The 25097-nt window shown below is 47.5% G+C and carries 18 protein-coding genes and 1 tRNA gene; 14 read left to right on the plus strand and 5 right to left on the minus strand.

Annotated features, from left to right (window positions below; all coding sequences use genetic code 11):
* Positions 1-335 precede the first annotated feature (335 nt).
* Positions 336-1517, plus strand: coding sequence for an alginate lyase family protein (locus tag B5M13_RS06875; RefSeq protein ID WP_080054977.1), 1182 nt, complete (start codon positions 336-338; stop codon positions 1515-1517).
* Complete coding sequence (locus tag B5M13_RS06880; RefSeq protein WP_080054978.1) at positions 1514-2719, plus strand: glycoside hydrolase family 88 protein; 1206 nt, start codon at positions 1514-1516, stop codon at positions 2717-2719. Before B5M13_RS06875 ends, B5M13_RS06880 begins: the two co-directional genes overlap by 4 nt.
* A gap of 174 nt (positions 2720-2893) precedes the next feature.
* Here the strand turns inward: B5M13_RS06880 and B5M13_RS06885 are convergent, their stop codons facing one another.
* Positions 2894-7063, minus strand: a complete 4170-nt coding sequence (locus B5M13_RS06885) for a hybrid sensor histidine kinase/response regulator transcription factor (protein ID WP_080054979.1) — start codon at positions 7061-7063, stop codon at positions 2894-2896.
* Positions 7064-7164: 101 nt separating this feature from the next.
* Between B5M13_RS06885 and B5M13_RS06890 the strand changes: the two genes are divergently transcribed.
* The 7 genes from B5M13_RS06890 (at position 7165) to B5M13_RS06920 (ending at position 13147) form a co-directional block, all read left to right on the plus strand.
* Positions 7165-8034 carry a helix-turn-helix domain-containing protein gene (locus tag B5M13_RS06890; RefSeq protein WP_080054980.1) on the plus strand — a complete coding sequence of 290 codons (870 nt, stop codon included), beginning with the start codon at positions 7165-7167 and terminating at the stop codon, positions 8032-8034.
* Positions 8035-8162: 128 nt separating this feature from the next.
* A complete protein-coding gene (locus B5M13_RS06895) occupies positions 8163-8552 on the plus strand; it encodes a DUF983 domain-containing protein (RefSeq protein ID WP_170061093.1) in 390 nt (129 codons plus the stop codon).
* 227 nt (positions 8553-8779) lie between these two features.
* The gene (locus B5M13_RS06900; protein ID WP_080054981.1) at positions 8780-9184 is read left to right on the plus strand and encodes a hypothetical protein; all 405 of its coding nucleotides are present in this window, start codon (positions 8780-8782) and stop codon (positions 9182-9184) included.
* Between the two features lie 264 nt (positions 9185-9448).
* Positions 9449-9655 (plus strand): hypothetical protein, encoded by a 207-nt coding sequence (locus B5M13_RS33325; protein WP_155297201.1) that lies wholly within the window; start codon positions 9449-9451, stop codon positions 9653-9655.
* 109 nt (positions 9656-9764) lie between these two features.
* Entirely contained in the window at positions 9765-10667 is a 903-nt protein-coding gene (locus tag B5M13_RS06910; RefSeq protein WP_245859820.1) for a helix-turn-helix domain-containing protein, read from the plus strand.
* Between the two features lie 236 nt (positions 10668-10903).
* The gene (locus B5M13_RS06915; protein ID WP_080054983.1) at positions 10904-12229 is read left to right on the plus strand and encodes a sugar porter family MFS transporter; all 1326 of its coding nucleotides are present in this window, start codon (positions 10904-10906) and stop codon (positions 12227-12229) included.
* A 12-nt stretch (positions 12230-12241) separates the two neighbouring features.
* Positions 12242-13147: a carbohydrate kinase family protein gene (locus tag B5M13_RS06920; RefSeq protein WP_080054984.1), complete on the plus strand. Its 906-nt coding sequence runs from the start codon at positions 12242-12244 to the stop codon at positions 13145-13147.
* Positions 13148-13492: 345 nt separating this feature from the next.
* Here the strand turns inward: B5M13_RS06920 and B5M13_RS06925 are convergent, their stop codons facing one another.
* From B5M13_RS06925 to B5M13_RS33330, 3 genes are all read right to left on the minus strand, one after another.
* Positions 13493-14101, minus strand: a complete 609-nt coding sequence (locus B5M13_RS06925) for a mannitol dehydrogenase family protein (protein ID WP_080054985.1) — start codon at positions 14099-14101, stop codon at positions 13493-13495.
* Between the two features lie 29 nt (positions 14102-14130).
* Positions 14131-14439, minus strand: coding sequence for a hypothetical protein (locus B5M13_RS06930; RefSeq protein ID WP_080054986.1), 309 nt, complete (start codon positions 14437-14439; stop codon positions 14131-14133).
* 275 nt (positions 14440-14714) lie between these two features.
* A complete protein-coding gene (locus B5M13_RS33330; RefSeq protein ID WP_155297202.1) occupies positions 14715-14891 on the minus strand; it encodes a hypothetical protein in 177 nt (58 codons plus the stop codon).
* A 543-nt stretch (positions 14892-15434) separates the two neighbouring features.
* Between B5M13_RS33330 and B5M13_RS06935 the strand changes: the two genes are divergently transcribed.
* From B5M13_RS06935 to B5M13_RS06960, 5 genes are all read left to right on the plus strand, one after another.
* Positions 15435-16472, plus strand: a complete 1038-nt coding sequence (locus B5M13_RS06935) for an aldo/keto reductase (RefSeq protein ID WP_080054987.1) — start codon at positions 15435-15437, stop codon at positions 16470-16472.
* 75 nt (positions 16473-16547) lie between these two features.
* Positions 16548-16904, plus strand: a complete 357-nt coding sequence (locus B5M13_RS06940) for a VOC family protein (protein ID WP_080054988.1) — start codon at positions 16548-16550, stop codon at positions 16902-16904.
* 205 nt (positions 16905-17109) lie between these two features.
* Positions 17110-20640, plus strand: coding sequence for a PAS domain S-box protein (locus B5M13_RS06945; RefSeq protein WP_218919483.1), 3531 nt, complete (start codon positions 17110-17112; stop codon positions 20638-20640).
* A gap of 349 nt (positions 20641-20989) precedes the next feature.
* Complete coding sequence (locus B5M13_RS06955) at positions 20990-21694, plus strand: outer membrane beta-barrel protein (protein WP_080054991.1); 705 nt, start codon at positions 20990-20992, stop codon at positions 21692-21694.
* A 303-nt stretch (positions 21695-21997) separates the two neighbouring features.
* Positions 21998-24475 (plus strand): outer membrane beta-barrel family protein, encoded by a 2478-nt coding sequence (locus B5M13_RS06960; protein ID WP_080054992.1) that lies wholly within the window; start codon positions 21998-22000, stop codon positions 24473-24475.
* A gap of 154 nt (positions 24476-24629) precedes the next feature.
* On the opposite strand, the gene B5M13_RS06965 is transcribed toward B5M13_RS06960, so the two are convergent.
* Positions 24630-24701, minus strand: a tRNA-Arg gene (locus B5M13_RS06965).
* Positions 24702-25097: the final 396 nt, after the last annotated feature.

Here is a 25097-nt window from a genome sequence, read left to right on the forward strand (position 1 = left end):
TTAAAAATTGCTTGATGGGGCAATATTAGACGGCATGTGAATAAAAAATATGGGAATAATCTAAATCGAACGGTCTGTCCACCTCTTTGAACGCTTTTTAACCCTACCGAACGATTTGTCCTCTTTTTTGAACATTCAGCGTAATTCGCAAACCAGTGGGTGATGCTAAACTTGCAACAGGAAAATGATGCGATGTAAAGGCGGGTGAAAAAAGACAAGTTTACCATAACAATAGCCGAGGCTGGGTCACTGATGTTACTCATCAGTCTCCTTATTTATATGCTGTCGCTGATGCTGTAGTTGTATTGGTTTATCAGATTGTTTATAAAGAAGCTATGAATACGCTGATCCGGCTTTTTGCTCTACTTAGTTGGTCGTGCCTGATGGCACCCGTTTACGCTCAGTCGCCAGAACGAGCGCTGGTACTGACTACGCTGAAACCTGTTGTACTGGCAGAAGTTCGGTGGGCCATGCAGCAACAACCGATAACTGTAACCGCGCAAACGTCGGCCCGAAGTGCGGGTGGAAAGCATGACTTCTTTTCAGAGGGGGATTACTGGTGGCCCGATACAGCCAACCCACAGGGGCCTTACATCCAGCGCGACGGCATGACCAACCCCGATAATTTTGTGGCTCATCGGCAGGCAATGATTCGGTTCAGTCGGATTGTCGGGGTACTGGCATCGGCCTATGTCATTACAAACGATGAAACCTATGTTCGGCAGGCATTTCGGCATTTGACGGCCTGGTTTGTGGATCCGGCTACGCGGATGAATCCATCCTTATTGTATGCGCAGGCAATTAAAGGGCGATTCACAGGGCGCGGGATTGGCATTATCGACACCATTCACCTGATGGAAGTGGCGCAGGGCGTTCGGGTACTGGAAAAGGCCAAAAGTGCGGATAAGATAACCGTTGCGGCCATCCGGCGCTGGTTTGCGGACTACCTGACCTGGTTGACCACGCATCCGTATGGGAAAGACGAAATGAACGCCAAAAATAATCATGGCACCTGCTGGGTGATGCAGGTGGCGGCTTTTGCCCGGTTGACCCGGAATGATTCGCTGATGACCGTCTGTCGGAATCGGTACAAAACTGTGCTGCTTCCCGATCAGATGGCAGCCGATGGGAGTTTCCCGCTGGAGCTTCGCCGGACCAAACCGTATGGCTATTCGATTTTCAACCTGGATGCCATGACCACCATCTGCCAGATTTTATCGACATCTACGGATAACCTTTATGCTTATCAAACAACCGATGGACGGGGAATCCGGAAAGGTATTGCGTACCTATATCCGTTTATTGAGGATAAGTCGAACTGGCCGTTGAAGCCCGATGTGATGTACTGGAACGACTGGCCGGTAGCACAGCCGTTTCTGGTATTTGGCGCGGTTGCATTCGATCAAAAAACCTGGCTTGGGACCTGGAAAAAGCTGGACCATAACCCGCAAGTGGACGAAGTGATTCGTAATCTGCCCATCCGTAATCCGATTATCTGGTTAACCGAAACCTTATGAAAACAACTAGACTATTTCTTGCTCTACTTTTTACGACACTTCTGCTACCGGGCTTTGTGCCGGATACGCTGATCAAATCACTTTTCCGGGATGCGGAACAGCAGACCCGGCTGATGCTGGCGGAGGTTGCTAAAACAACTCAGGAATCGGCCAATAAGAAACCAGCTCTGGTATCGCCACGGACGCTGGACAAAGCCGGTGCCTTGCAACTTGTACCTGCCCGCGACTGGACGAGTGGTTTCTTTCCGGGTGAACTCTGGTATCTTTATGAATACACTGGTCAGCGCGAATGGGCTGAATTGGCCCGGCGGTACACGGCCAATCTGGAAAGTGAAAAAATGAACGCTGGAACGCACGATATGGGTTTTAAGCTGTATTGCAGCTATGGCAATGGTTACCGACTGACCGGCGAGACAAACGACAAAACTGTTATTATTCAGGGTGCCCGGACGCTCATAAAGCGGTTCAAACCAACGGCCGGAATCATCCGTTCCTGGGATCACCATAAGGATGTCTGGCAATGTCCGGTCATTATCGACAACATGATGAATCTGGAACTGCTGTTTGCTGCCACACGCCTTACGGGCGATTCTACCTTTTATAAAATCGCCGTAACCCACGCCAAAACAACGATCAAAAACCATTATCGGCCCGACAACAGTTCGTACCATGTGGTTGATTATGACACCCTAACCGGGAAGGTGATCAGGAAAAATACGCACCAGGGCTATAGCGACGAATCGGCCTGGTCGAGGGGGCAGGCTTGGGGGTTATACGGCTACACGATGTGCTACCGCGAAACGAAAGATCCGCAATTTTTGAAACAGGCCGAAGCCATTGCCCGCTACATGCTCAGCCACCCGCATATGCCTGCCGACCTGGTGCCTTATTATGATTTCGATGCACCGGGTATTCCGTCTGAACCCCGCGATGTATCGGCGGCTACTATCATGGCTTCAGCCTTGTATGAACTAAGTACGTATGTGCCCAAAGCGTCGTATCGCGCCAAAGCAGACCAGGTGATCGCCAGTCTCGCAAAGAACTATCGATCACCAATGGGACAAAATCACGGCTTTTTGCTGGCGCATAGTACCGGCTCAAAAACCAGCGAAATTGATGTGCCGCTGGTCTATGCCGACTATTATTTTCTGGAGGCATTGCTTCGGTCCAAAAAGCTGAATGAAAAGAAGCCGTTGTTTTGAACGAGTTGGTATTGGATTGACAAATGTTTTCCAACAACTAATACACTGTAATTTAAGTCTTTAATTATTTTCTGTCATTCCGACGAAGGAGGAATCTTCGGGTAAGGGAGAAAAACTATACTATCTAAAGATTCCTCCTTCGTCGGAATGACAGAAAACTTACATTACACTGTACTAGACAACTTCGGCTTCTTCCACTTTTTCGGCAGTCTGATGGCTATATTCGGTTGGGGTTACGCCAAACTGCGCCCGGAAGGCTCGGCTGAAATATTTGGGGTCGCTGAAACCAACGGCAAATGCAATTTCGGCAACGGATGCTTTTCGCTGTTTGAGCAATAATTCAGCTTTTTTCAGACGCGTGGTTCGGATCAGGTCGATGACGGAGAGGCCCGTGAGCATCTTCACTTTGCGGAATAGCACTGGACGGCTCATCCCCATTTCGATCACTAATCGCGTCACGTTAAATTCGGCATCGTTCAGGTGCGTTTCCAGAGTAGTCATCAACTGATTCAGGAATTTCTCGTCGGGGTGATCCAGTTCCTGCACCTGGGGCTGGAGGGTGACAATCTGGTGGTACTTAGCGCGTAACTGTTCCCGCAGCAGGAGCAGGTTACGAACCCGCGTCTGGAGCAGAATCGGGTGGAAGGGTTTCGTTACGTAATCATCGGCACCTGTTTGTAAACCCGTTAGTTGATTGTCGACCGCATTTTTGGCAGTTAACAAAATGACCGGAATGTGGCTGGTGCGTACATCGGTTTTGATGCGGTGCGTGAGCGAGAAACCGTCCATAATCGGCATGGCTACATCGGCAATAACCAGGTCGGGAAGTAGTTGAGTGGCCATTTCCAGCGCTTCGGCACCATCGGCAGCCTCCATCACCTGACAGGTTACCGAAAATAAATCGCGGATGTACGCCCGAATATCTTCCTGATCGTCTACCACCAGAATCAGGGGTTGTCCAGCTTCCGATACCTCGACCGTATTCAGGAGCAGGCTTGTAGACTCGGTCGGTAAAGGCGAAGCAAGTGGGGACGATGCAGGTAGTTGATTATTGTCCGACTTGGCCAGCGTTTGTATGACTGATTCACGAGGTGTGAGTGGAAGACGGATTATGAATCGGGTAAAGCCCGGTTTCCCGGATTCTGCTTCCTGACTTTCAACGGTAATCTGTCCTCTATGCTGTTCAATAATGTGTTTGCTAAGCGCCAAGCCGAGACCGAATCCAGAATCTCGGGTAGGGGCATGGCCAACCTGATAAAACTGGTTGAAAATATAATCCAGATTACCCGCCGGAATACCCGCACCGGTATCTTCTATGGTTATAACGGCTTGTTCACTGGCTCGTGCGGACGGAAAATCTCGCCGTAAACGAACCGAAACGGTGCCCCCAGCCGGGGTGAATTTAACCGCATTGAAAAGAAGATTATGCACTACTTTCTCCAACTCTCCGGCATCGAACCAGGCCGGTAGTGTCGAAACATCCGATTCGTTGGTGAGGGTGAGCTGGTGCGCACGGGCATGTTCGCGGAACGAATCGGTACTATTACTCAGGAAAGCGACCAGGTCGGTTTGCCGCCATTGCAGTTGGATATTACCGGTTTCGTGTTTACGGAAATCAAGTAGCTGATTCAGTAGCCGCAGCAATCGGTCGGTGCTACCCCGCATAATGGAAAGCTGTTTTCGAATGAACGGATCGGTGGCGTATCGTTCGTTCAATACCTCAATGGGTGCCATTACCAGCGTAAGTGGCGTACGGATTTCATGCGCAATCTCCGTGAAGAAGTTCAGTTTAATCTGGTGTAATTCCTGCTGACGGGCCTTCTCCCTATGTTCCTCTTCCAGTTCATGCGCCAGTTGCAGCCGGTTTCGGTTGAATCGTGACCAAAGTTGTAAAAGCCCCAGAAAGGTCAGCGCATAGAGGGCATAGGCCCAGGGCGTTTTCCAGAGGGGTGGTAATACCGTAATTTTCAATTCTAACGGATGCTTGTTCCAGACGCTATCGTTGTTGGCGCCTTTGGCCTGTAGCAGGTACTCGCCCGCAGGCAGGTTCATGTACATCGCCCTCGGTTCACTTACATAGTTCCAGGACTGATCGAACCCGATGAGTCTGTAGGCGTACCGATTTTTTGCAGCATTGATGTAATTAAAGCTGGCAAAGTCGAGCGAGAAAACATTCTGTCGATGGGTAAGCGTAATGCCCTGCTGATAGTCGATACCCGACTGGTCGGACGAAAGGCTGGTAACGGGTTCATTGAACAGGCGCAAGCCGGTAAATGCCAGCGGGTGGACCGTGGTATTCCGCTGGATGCTATCGGGATGAAAGTAAACGATACCATTATACCCGCCAAAGTACAGGTGACCCGTTGCGTCCTGATAGGCTGAATTGGAGGTGAACTCTCGGCAAACCAACCCATCGTGTACATTATAAGCCGTAAAGGTCGATTGGCCGGCTGCCAGTTGCGCCAGTCCCTTATCCGTACTGACCCACAAACTGCCTTTCTGATCTTCCTGAATGCTGAAAATCGTATTGCTGGGTAATCCCTGGGCCGTTGTAAAATGATGAAAAGCGTTTTTATTGGGTAAAAGCAGGTTCAATCCTCCGTCGCGAGTACCGATCCAGAGTCGATGTTTGCGATCTTCGAGCAAACACATCACATGGTTGTTGCTAAGCGAGCCCGGATCATTATCGGCATGAAAGAAACGAACGACTCTATGCTCGCCCGCCCGTTTTCGCAATAGGCCACCTGCATTACTGAACCACATTTGCCCCTGACTATCGAACAAGAGGGTTGTTCCATTATTTAACATGTTTGGCAGGGTAGCACCTATCCGCTCGAACGACTGCGTTTTGGACACGAATCGGCAAATACCACCCAGGTTCGTAACGACCCATATGGCCCCCTGAGCGTCACGTTTGAGGTCGTAAATCCGGTCGTTGGGCAACGAGTGGGGATTGTGCGGATCGTGCAGGTACCGGGTGATGGTCCGTCGCTGAAAATCAAGGTAATTCAAGCCTTTAATCGTGCCGATCCAAAGGCCATTTGGTCCATCTGCGAGCAGGCATTTGATTTTGTCGTTCGACAGAGAGCGGGTATTTCTTGCGTCGTGGGTGTAATGACGGAGGATCGTTTTATCGGAATTGATCAATAGAAGCCCGCGATCCTCCGTGCCGACCCAAAGTTGGTTTGGCGTATAGGCCGGTACGATTGGTCCGGCAATTTTAAAGGGTGTCCGGCCATGTTTATCGAGCAGGTGGTAGGAGCCAAACTGTCGGGCCAACGGGCTATACATATCGACCCCACCGTAGTAGGTGCCAACCCAGAAGGAACCATCACGATCTCGAAAGATAGATCGTACGGAATTGTCGCCTAACGAATTCGGATCAGTTGGTTGATTACTAAGCGTTTGAAAATGACTGCCATCCTGTGCGACAATGTACAAGCCCGACATGGTTCCAATCCAGAAATTTGACCGACCATCGGGCTGTATGGTTCGAACGGTTAGCGTATTGAGGTCTAAACCAGCAACTGGATTCCAGGACGTCACACGTCCACGTTGCTTATCAAATAAGGCGATACCGTTTCCTTCAGTGCCAATCCATAGGCGACCGGCCCGGTCTTCGGCAATGGTATTGATGGTATTGAGGGCATTCGTATAGACCGAATCGGTTGGTTCCAGAAAATAGCTGGTAAGCTGGAATTTTCCGGAAGCAGTTGGCCGAAGTTTCAGTAGCCCATTCGTTGTACCGACCCATAGGGTCCGGTCCGAATCTTCATACAGCGTGCGGACGGATCGATTGTGCAATTTTTTGGGATGCTGAAGCAATTTGGCCAAAGGCTCGAATTGCTGTTGGCGATTGAGTCGGTATAATCCACCTTGTGTACCGATCCAAAGCGCTTGCTGATGATCTTCCAGCAGCCAGTTAATGGTTGAATCAGGGAGGCCGTGGTTGGCCGGGCCACCTGTCAGCATGCGTTGAAAATCATCCTGTTCGGGTCGGTAAAGGGCCAGCCCTTTTGCCGTGCCCACCCATAAGCGTCCTTGTTTATCGACCAGTAGACTGTTGATGGTATTGGAGGCCAGACTATTTTTACGCGTGGACTGGTTCTGATAAACCACTACATTGCGGGAGTCATAGCGGTTTAACCCGTCGCGGGTGCCAAACCACATAAATCCCCGGTTGTCCTGCGTAATCGTATAAACACTACTGTGCGACAGCCCTTCATCGACTGTAAGATGGCTGAATGTTTTCTGGGTAGATTGGCAAAATGCAGACGATATCAGTAAAAAACAGATAATTGCGTTGAGCCAGCGGGCGGAGGAGCACTTGTAACTGTATAGCATAAGACTACCAAAACACTCGTTAAGAAGACTGCCTGTGTAGTTGGGTTAAAACACGATTAAAACGCTGGGTCTTCTGTATTTTACTCCAAAAAATTTAGACTATGTCCGTATTGGTTCCGGTTTATAAGCTTCATTCATTTCCACGCCATGAACCTGAAGCACTTTTTTACATGGCCCGTCTGGAAAAACTAGTACAGGAGGTGAAAGGTATCGACAAGTCTCACTCGCATACATTTTACCTCCTGATGTGGATTATTCGGGGCAGCGGCACGCACACCATCGATTTTCGGACCTATACGGTGGCGGCTCATCAACTTTATTTTCTAACGCCGGGACAGGTACATAGCTGGAACCTATCGGACGATGCAAGAGGCTATAATTTGTTCTTCGATGCCAACTTTTTTCGGAGCCGCTTTGGAAATCGGTTACAGCAATACCCGTTTTATCATTCGCATCAGCACCAGCCTTTGCTGGAAGTTGCCGAACAGCAGCCCTTATTTAGTAACCTGCTGACGTATGCCTACGACGAATATGAACAACGTCGGCCCAATCGGTCGGAGGTTTTTCTGTCGTACCTGCACATTGTACTCGAAACGGCCAATCGGCTTTATAACCAGCAATGGGTAGGTCAGGAGGCCCATTTGTATGATCGCATTCGGGCTTATGAGGAGTTAATTGAGTACCAGTTTCTGACAGTTCGGGAAGTAAGTGCCTATGCCGATCAAATGCACCTGACTCCCAATTACCTGAATCACATTTGTAAGAAAGTAGTGGGAAAAACGGCCAGCCAACTCATTCATGAACGCATCGTTATCGAAATCCAGCGATTACTGACGCATACGACACAGTCGATAAAAGAAATTGGTTTTCAGTTAGGCTTCGATGATCCCTCATACTTTGTTCGTTTTTTTAAAAAGCATACGGGGCAGACTCCCGCTGAATTTCGGCAGGCGATTCTGGCAGATCGTTGATTTGTGCCATACGTTGCATGGTTTGTATTGGGGGCTGACTGGTTTGATCTCTACCTTTGTAATATAAAAACTGCCTGAGCAACAGCTACTAAGCAGGCGTATGTTGACTGCTTTTCTGCTCCACTACTATGTTTGCCAATAGCCGATTCTATAGCATTGCTTTTAATAAATGCCCACGTTGCCATCAGGGCGATTTTTTCGTCACCAACAGCGCATTCAGCAAAAACTTCGATAAAATGCACGATCACTGTCCACACTGTGGTGAAAATTTCATGCCTGAGCCAGGGTTTTACTGGACGTCGATGTTTGTGAGCTATGCGTTTTATACCATCTATATTTTATTGACCTTCTTTATTGTCGTACAGGGCTTTCAGATCGATCTGGATTATTACCTGATGGGCATGTTGCCGTCGCTGGTTTTGTTGACGCCTTATTTTTTCCGACTGGCTCGCCGTACATGGCTCACCTTGTGCATTACACCAAAGCCGCAGGTCTATGTAAAGTCGTCTCCTCAATAGTAATTGCGTCTAAGTGATTGTAAAACCTGTCTATCTGCGTAACCTCCGCAGATAGACAGGTTTTCGATTTTAAGAGCAGGTTTTACAGGAGGCTGTAGGATAAAAAGTTGCACTTTTTCCAAAGAAAGCAACTTTTACAATTCGTTTACAAGCTTTTACAAGGCTTTACCGGCCTGTGTGAGTGGTGGCTCTAGATTTGCTTTGGTACGGATAAAAAATTAGCCAGCATGAAAAACACACTTATCACCGCATTACTGGTTTATGCCTCCTCAACCATCGGCTGGAGCCAGCAAACCTTCAGCCACTGTTCCGCTGCTTTTCTGGGCAATAAAATGATTGTTGACCAGTATACCACGATAGGGAAATGTAGTGTTCCGACTACGGCCACGGGCGAATTGACCGTCCATATAGTCGAGCTATCATCTGCCAAAAGTAAAGCTGTGGAGCCGATACCTTTTATGGTGGCGATACGCGATAAGAACAGCCAAACGCTGACAAGGTATTCGAAAGCGGAAGTCAAACGGGTAAACATCCAGAATGTATTGGCCAAATGCCGAAAAGGTGATCATATTGTGTTGCTGACGGTTGGCAATCAGTATGCATTACCTCACAATGAAATCCTTGTTCGTTAATTCACCTCACTCCATTTTATCATGAAAACCTACAGATTTGTATTCGTTATACTAGGTTCTGTGCTAGGGCTTACTTCCTGGAAGATTATACCTGCAGCTATTCATAGATCGATAGTTGAAGTAAAGCCGGAATTTTACACGAATCCGCTTGTGTTGAATAATAAACCATTGAACTTAGCTGTATTTTCCATCCATAGCCGCGGGCGTCTAGCTTTGGTTTCAGGTGACCCAACGTCGGATGAGGCCGTCAAAATTCCGTTTCGTATGTATCTTTATCGGAATGGAGTCCTTATTCACAAAGAGGAATCGGATAAGGCCCAACAGCTATATGATATTGCTCCAATGATGGAATTGGCCCGGCCCGGCGATGATCTGGTGATTGACCCGGTTCGACCAATGGATAAAGCAGCTCGGCGAGCCATTCGACTACAAGGTGTTAGTTGGTTTTTTAATTGGTCGCCAGGGTGTTGAGTGATGAAGTTTACGGTTTTAGCTATACGGTTTATAGTAGGCGAACCCTATAAGGCGCACACCGTAACTGTATACCTGAAACCGTAAATCCTATTTAACAAGCAAACAAATGCGTACGTCAGTCCGGCTATTTACAACTATAGCATTAATGCTTTCGGGCGTTTTGATAATCCTGTTTGCCAGATTAACCCCATCTGCTCCGACAACAGAAAAGTCGCATTTTGTCCGGAAAGTTAACCTGGCACTCCGACGCACAGCGCACCATTTACTCCATAAAGCCGGAGATGATACGTCACGAATTGCTCCAGTACAACAGCCGAATGCACAAACGTTTTTAATTCGATTGGATCATGCGTTCGATTATGATCAACTCCCCCAATTATTAAAAGAGTCATTTGCTGTTCATGCCATTCGAGATAACTACGATGTAGCTGTGCTGGATTGCGCTCGTGGAGAATTACAACTTGGATACAATATTAACGATCTGGTCGGAACAGGGCAGGTTCCCTGTGGCGGACGGAAGCAGAAAGCTGGTTGTTATACCTTACAGGTTACCTTCAATACATTACAGGACGAATCTCCTCAGCCGGTAATGGTCTGGTGGGTACTAGCGCTGAGTGCCTGCCTCACTGGGCTGGGATATGTGGTATGGAAAAAGTGGCCATCCGAACAGACATCAACTGAAGTCCCCAATCCAGATTCAGTTTCGGACGGGTTACTACGATTTGGTACATCGAGTTTCAGTCCTAAAACACTCATGCTTCACGTGGGTACGAACCACCATACGCTGACATACCGTGAAGCCAAATTGCTTCAGTTCTTCATTGACCATACGAATCAGGTAACCGAACGAGATTTCATTCTTAAATCGGTTTGGGAGGATGAAGGGGTTTTTGTAGGCCGTAGCGTCGACGTATTTGTATCCCGCTTGCGAAAACTACTTCAGGATGATTCGGCAGTTCGAATCGTTGCCGTTCATGGCGTAGGGTATCGGTTCGAAGTACAGGTATAGCCCACATTTTCAGTAGTTAGTTGACAGAGAATCGTTGCAGAAACAAAAGTTAAAATGACTGTAACATATTTATAATAGTCTTCTTTGTTTTATTTAGCTAATTATTTGATGGTGAATTGGTTGTCTACTGGCTTGTGAATTGTAATTATTTGAACAGATTTTGAAAGCCAGCCACGATTACTCCTCTCTACCTTTGACTCATGAATCGCTCCTAAACCCGATTCATATTAGTAAGCATGAGTCAAAAGCAGCGCATCTTTCTCTGGTCAATTACGGCTGCGTTGGGTGGTTTTCTCTTCGGTTTCGATACCGCAGTCATTTCTGGTGTTGAACAGTCATTGCAGTCGTTGTGGCAGTTGAATGTCTGGGAGCATGGCCTTACTGTTTCCATTGCCCTGATAGGGACCGTACTCGGTTCGATGTTGGGTGGCATTCCGGCTGAGCAAGTAGGCCGGAAGAAAACGCTGCTCGGGATTGCTATTCTGTATCTGGCTGCTTCGCTCGGAACAGCCCTGGCAACAGGCTGGAGCGTTTTTCTTCTATTTCGATTTCTGGGTGGTTTGGGCGTCGGTGCTTCATCAGTGGCAGCCCCCATGTACATTACCGAAATATCGCCTGCCCAATCGCGAGGCCGATTGGTTGCCTTATTCCAGTTCAATGTCGTATTGGGAATTCTGATTGCCTATCTGTCAAACTTCTTACTACAGGGTATCGGCGCTGATTCATGGCGCTGGATGCTTGGCATACAGGCTATTCCTTCGCTGATCTTTCTGATTTCCGTACTCAATATCCCCGAAAGTCCACGCTGGCTGTTATTGAAGAAGGGGGATGTTGCACAAGCATTTGATGTTCTTCGTATGATCGATCCGGCCACTGCCGAAAAAACGATGGTGGCTATTCAGCAAAGCAATCACCATACCGATGGTTCGACTCGTTTGTTTTCGTCTGCGCACAAAACACCTATCTTACTCGCCGTGTTATTTGCTGTATTCAATCAGGTTTCGGGCATCAACGCCATTATTTATTACGCACCCCGAATTTTTGAAATGACGGGTCTGGGTAAAAGTTCGGCTTTATTGTCGTCGGCAGGTATCGGGTTCATCAATCTTGTTTTTACCATGATTTCGATGAATTTAATTGACCGATTCGGTCGGCGCACTCTAATGAAAATCGGTTCGGTGGGCCTGATCGTTACCCTGGCGTTGGTGGCGCGGGCGTTCTATACGGAGGATTTCAGTGGAATGACGGTACCGCTCCTGCTGTTTGGCTACATTGCTTTCTTTGGGTTTTCGCAGGGGGCTGTTATCTGGGTGTTTATCTCCGAAATTTTTCCGAACGAAGTACGGGCCAGCGGACAGGCACTGGGTAGTTTTACACACTGGCTGATGGCGGCTATCATTACATTTACGTTCCCGTATCTGGCCGAACAGGTTGGCGGTGGCAATACATTCCTGTTTTTTACGGCCATGATGATATTGCAACTGGTATTCGTTTTACGCCTGATGCCTGAAACGAAAGGCACAAGCCTGGAGCAGATTGAAAAAACATTTGTTGTCCACTAAACCTTTTCATCCATGAATCAGCCTATTCTTTGCTTCGGCGAAATACTCTGGGACGTTTTACCAAACAGCAAACAACCGGGGGGAGCCCCCATGAACGTGGCCGTTCACCTGCGTAATTTTGGCATGAATGCCCAGCTCATCAGCCGTGTTGGCAACGACGATCTGGGTCGCGAATTGCTGGAATTTTTGCGGGAGAAACATCTGCCCACGGCCTATGTGCAATTAGGAGCCACCCACCTGACGGGTATTGCCAAAGCCAATCTGACTGATCGGAATGAAGTCGTGTACAAAATATTGCAGCCCGTAGCCTGGGATTATATTCAGTACGATGCTTCGCTGAGTTCGTTGTATCAGAAATCAATTCTGGTTTACGGTAGTTTGGCAGCCCGGAGTCAGACCTCGCGCAATACATTGCACCAATTACTCGATCAGGTTGCCTTGCGTGTGTTTGATGTGAATCTGCGAGCCCCACATTACAATCCGCTGGAGGTTTCGTATCTGCTTCAAAAGGCGGATATTCTGAAAATCAATCACAACGAGCTGGAAGAGATCATTGGCTGGTTCTCATCGCCCCTTTCCGAACGCGAAGCAATGACGTTTCTGCGCGATCGCTTCAAACTGAAATCCGTTTGTGTTACACGTGGCGAAAACGGAGCGATTTTGCTTAATGACGAAGGATTTACAGAGCATCCGGGGTTTCCGGTAAACGTAGAAGATACGATCGGTTCCGGCGATTCGTTTCTAGCTGCTTTCCTATACAAGACCTTACAGGGTGAGACGGCTGCCAAAACGCTCGAGTTTGCTTGTGCTACAGGTGCTTATGTAGCTACCCAGCGTGGTGCTACGCCCAGCGTTTCGGAGCCGCAGCTTCTGAATCAAATTCGTCAGTCAAGCACACGACCGGCCGAGCTGATCTGAGTCGACACCGGATGCCTAATAAATAGATTACCATTGGGCGTCAGATTTAAGTGAATTTTAATGAAGTCGGCCGCAAGTTGCCGAACCTTTTTAGGTTGGTAATATGGTTTATTGTGGGGAGCTCTCCTGGATTTGGCGACTCCCCACTTTACCTCCGACAGACAATATAAATCCTATGTATTTCTGTACAAACAGCAGAAATGACCGTAAATCTTATGCTAACCTATGATAGACGATGAAAAGCACTGAAAAGCCTTTTAAAGGGATTCAGACGTGTTCGAAATCGGTACCGAGATTTTCGGTACCGATTTTTGTTTGATCATAGCTCTGTTTTTTATACTTATACTACTGAAGCGCTAACTGGTTATAGGCCATTTGTTTTAATAGAAAAACAACCCCGTATTTGTCAATCTGCGTCCGATACGATTTGTACATAGCCACAAAATGGGGGTAGTTGTGCAAACGGGCCGAGGCAAACGCTGAAATATGTAAAAAAGCTAGGGCATCTGAGCTGGTGATTTTAGCCCAGTCTCCCTGCGGAAAGCCGGACTCCGCTATCGGATTGTCTGTTTCTATATCATCACAAGTGGCGGATAGATAATGACCATAAGCGGCCAGTAAGAAAGCCATCCGATGAACATCGCCGTTTTTGGTCAGCGCATCCAGCAGCGTTGGTAGTAGCAGCAAAGGGAGTTTCGAAATACCGTCGGAACATAAGCTGGCCAGCGAATCGGCATTGCTTGTAAACTGACGGATAAACGCTTCAATCGACTCTTCCGGCTGATCGGTTATACCAGCCGATGCCAGCATATCCTGCTGGATGAGCGCACGAAGGTAGTTGCTGAATAAGTGGTCGTTGATCGTTTCATCGATGGTTCGATAACCTGCCAGAAAGCCTGGATAGGCCAATAAGGTTGGCAGGGCATTCAATGTTTCGTGTGTGTTGGTTTGCATGATGAATGGGAATACGTGTGACGATTCACCTACATGTGTAACTGGGCTATCGAATTGCTATGTTGCTCCTGATTTTCAGTGCGTTGGCGCAGCGTTTGAGCAATTCGAATCATCTGGTTTCCCTGTTTGCCCTGCTTCTCAATACTGGCTTTGTCGTACTGATGCTGGCGGGTAGGTTCCCAGAAAAAAAGTTCGGTTTTGGCGTCGTATATGCCAATAGGTCGGTAGCCATCCTGCGTAAGCAACTGTGCTAGTAATGCATCGGCTTCGGCATGAGTGGCGCAATCAATATGATGGTACTGCTTTTTAAGCAGATAAATGACTGAAAAACGATTCATGTGTTGTGAAGTTTAATGGGAGAGTAGCCGTTGGCTGCTACTCGGGCCAAGCTATCGGGTTGTATCGACCCAATAGCTAATCGGTATGCTCCTCTAAGCACGTGTTAACGGTAAACATCATAGGCTAGCCCCTTCCTGAATCCCGCAACCAGGTGTTAAACCCGTCAACTGTGTTGGTTCAGGATAGGTCATCGATTACTTTTTCGAGCTAGTGGCTCGGTCTACTATGACTGAACAAGGCAGTATAAAATCGGCTTAAACAGGCTGAAGAATGTTTAACGATTGGTCATGAGCCAGTTGCCGCCAAAAGGTGTAGCGCTGCGGGATAAGCCCACGAAAGTTGGCGCATGTCGATCAATAAAACGAATAAGGGCCGAACGGATGGCATTCCAGCGATTGGGCCAGAATGAAGTCGTTGTATTGGAATGGGTTGATGTATATAGGAATTTCATGATTTCTGTACGTTAAATCCTTATTGTCAGGATGCCTCTGAGGGCCTGTCTTAGCCTGAGGTACGGAGTAAGTTATTGACAGCCAGTAGAATCTAGAGAAGCTGCCCGAAACAGATGAAAACTAATATTAATTGGTAAGCAAATTGAACTCGACTCGTAAAATGCATCTGGTTTCTATGCTAAATAACTAAAGGAAGCCCTGAGATAGTTTGCTAATATTGGTAAAGTACAAAAAGTGCCTTCCTTTTTGCAGTAAAAACGTAAATTGTTTAAGCAATTCTTTAAATAATTATGTGAGGTAGCGGTCTGATAATCAGTGTGCTATTGAAAGAGTAAATAGAAATAATACTAATTTGCATAGTAGTTCGACCAAAAGCATAGTACCAGGTTCATAAGAAAGGAAGTGCAAATGGTATAGTAGACTAACCGTAAAAAACCATATGTTAAATTTTGATACCTTTCTCTTTATAAACAATAAGCAGTTTGCAACTTGCAGGTACGAATAGAGTGAATAAGTAATCAAACGTAGTATAGTCAGTAGCTATGGAATTCAGACAATTAGGGGCATCGGGCCTGAACGTGCCGGTATTAAGTTTTGGAACGGCCACCTTTGGCGGAGGTACCGAGTTTTTTAAAGCCTGGGGAAGCACGCAGGTCGATGAAGCCAAACGATTGGTTGGCCTGTGCCTGGATGCAGGGGTAAACCTGTTCGACACCGCCGATGTATATTCGCAGGGCCTTTCTGAAGAAATTTTAGGGGAAGCCCTGATCGGGCTTCGTGATAAAGTTTTGATTTCCAGCAAAGCAACGTTCGCCTTTGGCAAAGGTCCAAACAGCCAGGGGTCGTCGCGTTTCCATTTGATTCGGCAGTGTGAGAGTAGCCTTAGGCGGCTCAAAACTGACTACATCGATATCTATCACATGCATGGATTCGATGGCAATACACCTGTTGAAGAAACGTTGCGGACCCTGGACGATCTGGTTCAAAGTGGAAAAGTACGGTACATTGCCTGCTCTAATTTTTCGGGATGGCATCTGATGAAATCACTCGCCGTTTCGGAGAAATACGGCTGGAATCGCTACGTGGCCCATCAGGTGTACTATTCATTGGTGAATCGCGAATATGAGTGGGAACTGATGCCATTAGGTATCAATCAGCAGGTAGGGGCGCTGGTTTGGAGTCCGCTGGCCGGTGGCCGCTTAGGTGGTAAATATGGGCGTAGCAAACCCAAACCAACTGAAGGGCGGGTCGTGGAAGGAGGGAGCCCCGTGCCACAGGCCGTCGTTTCGGAAGAAACGTTTTATACCATCACCGATGCGCTGGAAGAGATCGCTGCCGAAACCGGCAGGTCAATAGCTCAGGTAGCCATCAACTGGGTGTTGCAACGTCCTACGGTATCGAGCATTATTATTGGAGCCCGAAACGAAGAACAGCTCAAACAGAACCTTGCCGCTGTTGGCTGGCACCTGACCGTCGAGCAACTGAAAAAACTGGACAAAGCCAGCGAAACGCCCCCCATTTATCCCTATTGGCATCAGCGACAAAATCTGACCTTAAATCCGCTTCCCAAGTTTTATTGAACGATTGAGTGAATGAGCGATTGAGCGAAAAACAGGCGTCAGCTTATTCACTCAATCGCTCAATTACACACAGCCATGATTCAATTTAAGCGACTAGATCACATACTGGTTTGTATCCCGGAGGGCGCTACGGCCGAAGCCCGTGCGTTTTATACAGATAGTTTAGGGCTTACCGAAATTCCGGGCGACCATCCGGGCGGGGCTATCTGGTTTCAGATGGGCGATATTGAGTTGCATGTTCGCGAAGAAGCAGGAACCAGCTTTTCCAAACGACATCCGGCTTTTGAAGTTGGTAATCTCAGTGAGGCAAAGGAAATGCTTCGGCAGAAAGGGTTGGCGATCGAATATTCATCTGATATCGATGGACGGGATCGGTTCTTCTTCCGTGATCCATTTGCCAATCGATTTGAGCTGCTTCAATTTATCGGTTGAGTAATTTGCGTACTTGCGGGCCAGATTCACACTCAGCGCAGCTATTGTTCTATTAAGTTAGGAATAACACAATCAGTGACTTTTGGGTTGACTAGGTAAAATGAAATTGTTTAGATGAGAAATTTTCTACAAATAAAACCTGACGACAATTTCGACTCTATAAAACGTGCCGAGCAAGCTGTTTGGTCAATTACTTAGTACGGGGATGCTTAACAAGGTTGAGGGAAATTTACCATTAAATACCGACTTAGTAACGACCAGTGAGCTGTTCGAACTACTAACTAAAGCCACACGTGATGCTGTCTGGCACTGGGACCTCGAAACCAACTCGATTTGGTGGAACGAAGGTTATACGCAACTTTTTGGGTATGATCTGAAGGGAGAAGATGCGGATGGGTTTGAGTCCTGGTCGAAACATGTACATCCTGACGATAAGGAGGGTGTTGTATCGGGTATTCAACAGGTTATCGACCAGGGAGGCAAAAACTGGTCGGCCGAATACCGTTTCCAGCGGGCCGACGGTTCACATGCTATTGTACTCGATCGGGGCTATGTGCTCTGGCGGGACGGTAAAGCCATACGCATGGTGGGGGCTATGCAGGATGTGACTGAGCAGGTTATGTTGCAGCAGGCACGTATTGAAAGTGAGGAACGATTGCGCTTTGCCCTGCAATCGGCTCAGTTGGGTACCTGGGAACTAGACCCTCAGACGGGCGTGGTTAAGTGGGACCGCCGATGTCAGGAGCTTTGTGGACTTACCGACGAAAGTGCTATCCGTTACGAACGAACGCTGGACTTTATTCATCCTGCCGACCGGGAACGGGTTGAAAAGGCAGTGCAGTGGGCCTTAAACCCCGAATCGGGCGGAACTTACGATATGAGCTTTCGGACAATCGGCGTTCAGGACCAAAAGCTGCGATGGGTACGTTTTATTGGACAAACGCACTTCACTGATGAAGGCCAGCCGCATCGATTTTCGGGCGTTGCCGAAGATATTACTGAGGAAGTGCTGGCAAAAGAAAAGGCGGCTCTTTCTGAACAACAGGCCCGGATTGCACTGGAGGGGTCAGGCTCAGGGGCATTTATGATCGATCTGCTGACGAGTGAAATCCGATACTCCCCAGCGTTTGCCCGTATCCTTTTAGGCGATGAAAGCGAAAACATCCGATGGAGCGTTTTTGTCAAACATATCCATCCTGAGGATAAGCCAATTCGTGATAAAGCGCATCAAGTAGCTATGCAGACCGGAACGATTAGCTACGAAGCCCGATTTGTATGGACTGATAAATCCGTTCATTGGGTGAAAATAATTGGTCAGTATCAGTTCGATATAAATCGAAAGCCGATTGGTGTAACAGGTATTGTACTGGATGTGACGGAACAGACGGAGAAAGCTAAAGCGCTTCGGGAAGCTGAAGAACGCTTTTCGATCGCTTTCAACAATACTTCGACGGGCATTGCTTTCGTAGACACACAGGCCAATTTTACCTTAGTGAATGAAGCCTATACAAGGCTGCTGGGTTATTCGGTCGAAGAGTTATGTACGCTCAACAGTTTCGAACTCACTCACCCCGAAGATCGTCCTTGGAATCGTCATCTGTTTGAAGAAGTGGTGCAGGGTAAACGGCCTTACTTCAACCTGGTGAAGCGGTATTTTCATAAAGACTCGTCGATCCGGTGGGTGCAATTGAACGTGACGCGGGTAGCCGATGCTCAGGACGAAACCCAGAGTATCATCATCATAGCCCACGACATCAACGAACGCGTAGAGGCCGAAGCCCGACTTCGGGCCAACGAAGCCCGCATTCGCAATATCATTACGCATGCCCCGGTTGCTATCGGTATATTGAATGGCCGTACAATGGTTGTCGAAACGGCTAACAAATCCATGCTCGAAATCTGGGGTAAAGACGATAGCATTATTGGCTTGCCGCTTATAAAGGCGCTTCCCGAACTGGAAGGACAGGGCTTTACTGAATTACTCGAAGAGGTGTATGATTCGGGGGTTGCTCATTATGGGACAGAAACGTTGGCCTTACTGCATCGAAAAGGTAAGCTTGAACAGGGCTATTTCAACTTTGTATACGCGCCTATTCATAATTCGGCAGGAGAAGTGAGCGGCATTATGGTTGTTGCTACAGAGGTGACCGATCAGGTAAAAGCAAAGATTGCGTTGCAGGAAAGTGAGCAACGGTTTCGTAATCTGATTGCCCAGGCTCCGGTAGCCATCAGCTTATTTGTTGGACCGGATATGGTTATCGACATGCCCAACGAGGCTATGCTGAAGTTCTGGGGGAAAGGCGATGTAGCAGGTATACCTTTGGCCGAGGCATTGCCAGAACTGAAAGGACAGCCTTTTCTGGAGATTCTGGATAACGTTTATACAACAGGGGTCGAATACAGCTCCCAGGAGGCTAAAGCCGATTTGCTGGTCGATGGTAAGATGGGGACGTATTATTTCAACTTTACCTATAAGCCTATACGTAATGCTGCTGGAGAAATCTATGCGATTATGGATATGGCCATCGACGTAACCGAGCAGGTAGAAGCCCGTCGGCTTATCGAAGCAAACGAACTGCGTTTTCGGACGCTCCTGGAGGCCATTTCACAGATGACCTGGACCAACACATCCGAAGGCGAGTTTACTTTTTTCAACCAGCGATGGTATGATTACACGGGGCTTACTTTCGATCAGTCAAAGGAACAGGGCTGGGAAGCCGTTGTACACCCCGACGATTGGGAACTTACCCATTCTACGTTTCAGCAGGCACTGGCTACGGGTACAATATTCGCGGTTGAAAATCGGTATCGACGTGGTGCCGATGGCATGTATCGCTGGCATCTGAATCGTGCCCTTCCCATTCATGATGAAGAGGGAAATGTAATGCTTTGGGTAGGGACGGCTACTGATATTCATGAGCAGAAACAACTGGCCGTCAGCCTGGAAGAGCAGATAGAGGCCCGTACCGAACAACTGGTGGCCTCCAATTATGACTTACGTCGATCTAATGAGAACCTGGAGAAGTTCGCTTATATAGCTAGTCATGATTTACAGGAACCGCTCCGGAAAATACAGTCGTTCGGGGATATTCTGAAGGCGCAGTATGCCGATGAACTGGGCGATGGAGTCGACTACCTGGAACGGATGCAGACAGCAGCAGCCCGTATGTCGTTACTGATAAAAGACCTGCTGACGTTTTCGCGAATATCGACTCGTCAGGAAATGACGGCTTCGGTCAACCTGAATCAGGTGATTGCCGAAGTGCTCGATACGCTGGAAGTAGTTATTGAACAGTCAGGTGCGCAGATACAGGTAACTACGATGCCCAGAGTACCGGGCGACGAATCGCAGTTACGTCAACTCTTTCAGAATCTGCTCAGTAATTCGCTTAAATTCCGGCGGCCCGAAACGATTCCTGTTATACAGATTCAGGCCGAACAGGTGAAGGCACAGGAATTACCTGCGTCGGTTCGGCCAGGGCGATTGGTGGCCAATTATCACCAAATTAAGGTGTCGGATAATGGAATTGGCTTTGATGAGAAATACGTCGACCGAATTTTTCAGGTATTTCAGCGATTGCACACCCGGAATGAATTTGCGGGCACTGGTATTGGATTAGCGATTTGTGAGAAAGTGGTCACCAATCATGGAGGAGTCATTACAGCCAATAGTAAGCCTGGGCAGGGAGCCACATTTATTATCTATCTGCCTATTGTTTTTGCAGAACAGCATTAGCTGTCACATTTCATAGTTTTTTTGCCGTGAAAAGCCACCCCTTGCCTCAATGCAGCGGGTGGCTTTTTGCTGGACGATTTTTCGTATTTGCCTTGCCCAACTGCCAACCGACTAATTATTTCTAATTTAAAGCCTAAGGTAATATATTGATTTTCAGTGTATAATCTTGGCTGGTGGGCGACTTGAAAAAATAATTCCAAAATTTTCAGAACCTCATGCAACCTGCCTTTCGGATTTTGACATCTACCAGTCAAATTCCAAAAAACGAATACAACCAACTGCGGACCATCGTCTGAACCCTTAATCAAATTCTGTTCCTAAACCCTGAACCTTTAACAATACAACCACTATGAACACGTTCAAACACCTCCTCGCCACTGCCCTGATTGCTACGTCAACGGCTTCGTTTGCGCAAACTGATTCAACATCTGTAAGCGCTCCTACTATCAAATCAACCTCGTACCGTTCTTACGAGCGGGTACGTTCCGATCTGCGTATTTATGTTGGCCTGAATGGCCTGGGTGGTACGCTCCCGGCAGGCTACGAATTTCGGCCGATTGGCTCCCGGTTCATTGCTCTTGGCTGGCAGATGCGGATTCCAGTAGCGGTTGGCGGAGCGACAAAACTTCGTCTGGTAACTGGCCCGGAAGTAGCCTGGAATAACTTCATGTTTGAAGGGCGAAATATGTTGGTTAAGCAGAACAACCAGTTGACCATTGAGCAATCGGATGTTGACCTGCACCGGTCGAAACTGGTAACCACGCAACTCAATCTGCCCATGATGCTGAATTTGTCCTTCAAATCTGGATTTTCGATTGCAGCAGGTGCATATGCAGGCCTTCGTCTTGATAGCTATACGAAAGTAAAACCTGTAGGTGGCTCATCCGTACGCACGCACAATTCGTTCAATCTGAACCCGGTCCGCTGGGGATGGACCGCCGAGCTGGGTTACCGGGGCCATGCCAAATTATTTGGCCGATATGAGCCAAATAGCCCGTTCAAGGCGGGTGAAGGCCCTGACGCCAGTGTCTGGACGGTCGGCCTGAAATTCTGATCTGTTCCTGAAACAGAAATTTAACCGACTTATGAATTGGTTTAATCCTATTCCAAGAGAAAATAGGGACAAAGTAAGATTAATTCATAAATCGGTTAAATTCTGCTTCCAGTATGCAACTTTCTCTCTCTACGGGTGTCTTTTCATTGAATATCGTTCTTCAAGACACCAATCCCCAATAAAATTCCACTCATCCTTCTGTTAAGACCGCTTGTGTAAGAACAGGTACTTTGTGATGCCCACTACCTACCTTTGCATTGTACTGAGGCACAAGAAACAAGCGACCTTCTAACAACACATACTATGAAAACGATATTTTCCTTCCTCTTACTTAGCCTACTGACCCTGGCAACAACCTTTGGGCAGGCCTTAACACGGGGCACTGTCAATGGCCAGGTTAGTACATCGGCTGGGAAAGCCCTTGAATTTACAACCCTGATGCTGCTGAAAGCGAAAGATTCTACCCTGGTAAAAGGATCCATCAGCGATGTTGATGGGAAATATACTTTCCAGAATGTGGGTGCTGGACGGTATCTGGTGGCTGCTCAACAGATCGGATATCGTAAAACGTATAGTGCACCGTTCGAAATTAATGAGGCAGCTCCAGCACGCGAATTACCACTGCTGACCATGATTGATGAAACCAAAAACCTGACTGAGGTGAAAGTGGTGGCTCAAAAGCCATTCATCGAACAGCAAGTCGACCGGACAGTAATGAACGTTGAAAACAGCATCGTAGCTAGTGGCAACACCGCCCTGGAAGTGCTGGAGAAAGCACCCGGTGTTACCATCGACCGTCAGAACGACCAGATTCAGTTAAAAGGGAAGGCAGGCGTGATTGTCTATATCGACGGAAAACAGACCTACCTCTCGCAACAGGAAGTATCGAATCTGCTGAAAAATACGCCCAGCGACAACATTGCGTCGATTGAGATTATCACAAATCCTGGTTCTAAATACGATGCGGCTGGTAATTCAGGGATCATCAACATCAAGATGAAGAAAAACAAGAACTTCGGCACCAATGGTAATGTGATCATAGGGGCGGGTTATGGCTGGGTGAAAAACCTTACCGGTGCTCGTGATGATCTGCCGAAATTCAATACCTCGATCAATCTGAACCACCGCGAGGGTAAAGTCAACCTGTTTGGTAACTATAGCTATACAAACCGCCAAAGTTCGCAAAGCAACGAATTGAACCGAGTAATTCCCTTTGAGGGCAAGAATACGTACTTCGACCAGATATCGTTTCGGCCGAACCAGTTTGAAGGGCATTCGTATAAGGCAGGGATGGATTATTTCATCAATCAGAAAAGCACTGTTGGGGTATTGGTCAACGGTTTCTCGAACGACTGGGAATCGGCTGGGCAGAACAATACCATGATCAGCAACGAAAATCGTCTATTGACCAGCAAAGCCATTACACAAACCGGCATGGGCAATAAAATGTCGAACATCACTACGAACCTCAACTATAAATACGATATGGGAAAAGGCCGTGAGTGGACTGTCGACGCCGATTACGTGCACTATGGTGGTATGAATACCAATAACCTGAGTACCGCCTATACCAATGCAGCAAACCTTCCCACTCGATTGAATCAGGATGTTCGGAACAACATGCCGTCGACCATCAACATTATGGCTTTCAAAACGGATTATGTACTGCCAACGAAGACAGGTAAGTGGGAAATAGGGCTGAAAAGCAGCTACGTACAGGCCGATAATAACAGCATTTACGATACGTTGCAGCAGGAAACCAAAAAATGGTTGCCCGATGCCAGCCGCTCAAACCAGTTTAAGTACGACGAAAATATCAACGCTGGGTATATTAACTACGCTGGCAAACTGGGCAAAACGAAGGTACAGATGGGGTTACGAGCCGAACATACGCACTCGATTGGTACGTCGGTGACGCTGAACCAAACCGTTGACCGGAACTACCTGAATCTGTTTCCAACCCTGTTTCTGTCGCGCCAACTGGATACCAACAACGTACTGAACTTCTCGTACAGCCGTCGGATCGATCGCCCCGATTACCAGAACCTTAACCCGTTCGTGTTCTATCTGGACCCGTATACCTACCAGCAGGGGAATCCGTTCCTGCGGCCACAGTACACCAACGCGGTTGAACTGACCCACGTGTACAAAAATGCCTTTACAACCTCGTTAAGCTTCAGCCGTACCTCGGATTTCATCAACCGCGAAACGCCCCGGCAGATTGCTTCGGAGAACATCACGTTCGTAACCCCCGAAAATCTGGGTAATATGGACAACCTGAGCCTGAATTTGAGTTTTCCCGTAACGGTAACGAGATGGTGGCGGATGCAGAACAATATCAATGCCTATTACCAGCACTACCAGACCTACTATTCGGGCGCTCCTTACGAAGTGAAAATCGGGGCCTACAATGTGTATACCTCGCAAAACTTTACCCTGAGCAAAAGTGTGTCGGCCGAAGTGTCGGGCTGGTACAACTCGGCATCGCAGTATGGCTTCTACCGGGCACAACCCATGGGCGCTTTCAATGTGGGCGTACAGAAGAAAATGATGGACGGCAAGGGTAGTCTGAAATTGAACGTGAGCGATCCATTCTGGCTGAACCAGTTCAATGGTCGGGCGGTCGTTCAGGACATTAACTTCCGGGTATTGTCGCGTTGGGAAAGCCGTCGCATTATGCTGACATTCTCGTACCGCTTCGGCAATCAAAACGTTAAAAACGCTCGTCAACGCAACTCCGCTACCTCGTCCGAACAAAACCGGGTAGGCGGGCAGAACTGATAGAGAATATAGGATATACGATGTATGATATATGAAGTAGTTGACCAGTAGACACATCCTATCTCATACATCCTACATAATTACGGACTTAGTTTAGGTTAAGAAAACGCGAAAGCCAGCCCCACGTTGAGGACTGGCTTTTTTGTATGCTTCGTGGCTTTATAGGGACTCGAACCCCAACCAACAGTTCCGAAGACTGTGATGCTATCCATTACACCATAAAGCCAAGCGCACAAAACTACGCTTTTCTGCGGAAATGTAAAAATACAGCCTTTATGGGTTTACCTTTTTCCTGGAAAAATAAATAAGCGGGATAGGCCCAATACCTCTCATTCTATTTTAATCTACATAAAAAAAATAGCTTTTTACTCATTTGTATGCAAAGATTAACATAGTATAGCTCTAATATGCCAAAAAGAAAATAAGCTGATTTACAGTGTACCAACATTTAGGTATGTATAGGCAAAGCGTATTATATTTACTTATTATCTCACCAAGATCCTTAAAATAAAATGACTACTCAACCCAATGTTAATCTACTTAAACAGTACATTACCACCTTAATAGCTCCCGAGGCTATTTTTCCGGGAATTGCTCCTCGCACCTTTGACAACGAGTTTAG

Origin of the sequence: Spirosoma aerolatum, assembly GCF_002056795.1 — a bacterium.
GTDB classification, from domain to species: domain Bacteria; phylum Bacteroidota; class Bacteroidia; order Cytophagales; family Spirosomataceae; genus Spirosoma; species Spirosoma aerolatum.

Bases quoted from the DNA above. Each gene is read 5' to 3' on its own strand.
- B5M13_RS06960 (WP_080054992.1), top strand. From the start codon at position 21,998: ATGAAAACGATATTTTCCTTCCTCTTACTTAGCCTACTGACCCTGGCA.
- B5M13_RS06875 (WP_080054977.1), top strand. From the start codon at position 336: ATGAATACGCTGATCCGGCTTTTTGCTCTACTTAGTTGGTCGTGCCTG.
- B5M13_RS06895 (WP_170061093.1), top strand. From the start codon at position 8,163: ATGTTTGCCAATAGCCGATTCTATAGCATTGCTTTTAATAAATGCCCA.
- B5M13_RS06940 (WP_080054988.1), top strand. From the start codon at position 16,548: ATGATTCAATTTAAGCGACTAGATCACATACTGGTTTGTATCCCGGAG.
- B5M13_RS06910 (WP_245859820.1), top strand. From the start codon at position 9,765: ATGCGTACGTCAGTCCGGCTATTTACAACTATAGCATTAATGCTTTCG.
- B5M13_RS06890 (WP_080054980.1), top strand. From the start codon at position 7,165: ATGTCCGTATTGGTTCCGGTTTATAAGCTTCATTCATTTCCACGCCAT.
- B5M13_RS06880 (WP_080054978.1), top strand. From the start codon at position 1,514: ATGAAAACAACTAGACTATTTCTTGCTCTACTTTTTACGACACTTCTG.
- B5M13_RS06885 (WP_080054979.1), bottom strand. From the start codon at position 7,063: ATGCTATACAGTTACAAGTGCTCCTCCGCCCGCTGGCTCAACGCAATT.
- B5M13_RS06945 (WP_218919483.1), top strand. From the start codon at position 17,110: ATGCTTAACAAGGTTGAGGGAAATTTACCATTAAATACCGACTTAGTA.
- B5M13_RS06935 (WP_080054987.1), top strand. From the start codon at position 15,435: ATGGAATTCAGACAATTAGGGGCATCGGGCCTGAACGTGCCGGTATTA.
- B5M13_RS33330 (WP_155297202.1), bottom strand. From the start codon at position 14,891: ATGAAATTCCTATATACATCAACCCATTCCAATACAACGACTTCATTC.
- B5M13_RS06915 (WP_080054983.1), top strand. From the start codon at position 10,904: ATGAGTCAAAAGCAGCGCATCTTTCTCTGGTCAATTACGGCTGCGTTG.
- B5M13_RS06920 (WP_080054984.1), top strand. From the start codon at position 12,242: ATGAATCAGCCTATTCTTTGCTTCGGCGAAATACTCTGGGACGTTTTA.
- B5M13_RS33325 (WP_155297201.1), top strand. From the start codon at position 9,449: ATGTATCTTTATCGGAATGGAGTCCTTATTCACAAAGAGGAATCGGAT.
- B5M13_RS06955 (WP_080054991.1), top strand. From the start codon at position 20,990: ATGAACACGTTCAAACACCTCCTCGCCACTGCCCTGATTGCTACGTCA.
- B5M13_RS06930 (WP_080054986.1), bottom strand. From the start codon at position 14,439: ATGAATCGTTTTTCAGTCATTTATCTGCTTAAAAAGCAGTACCATCAT.
- B5M13_RS06925 (WP_080054985.1), bottom strand. From the start codon at position 14,101: ATGCAAACCAACACACACGAAACATTGAATGCCCTGCCAACCTTATTG.
- B5M13_RS06900 (WP_080054981.1), top strand. From the start codon at position 8,780: ATGAAAAACACACTTATCACCGCATTACTGGTTTATGCCTCCTCAACC.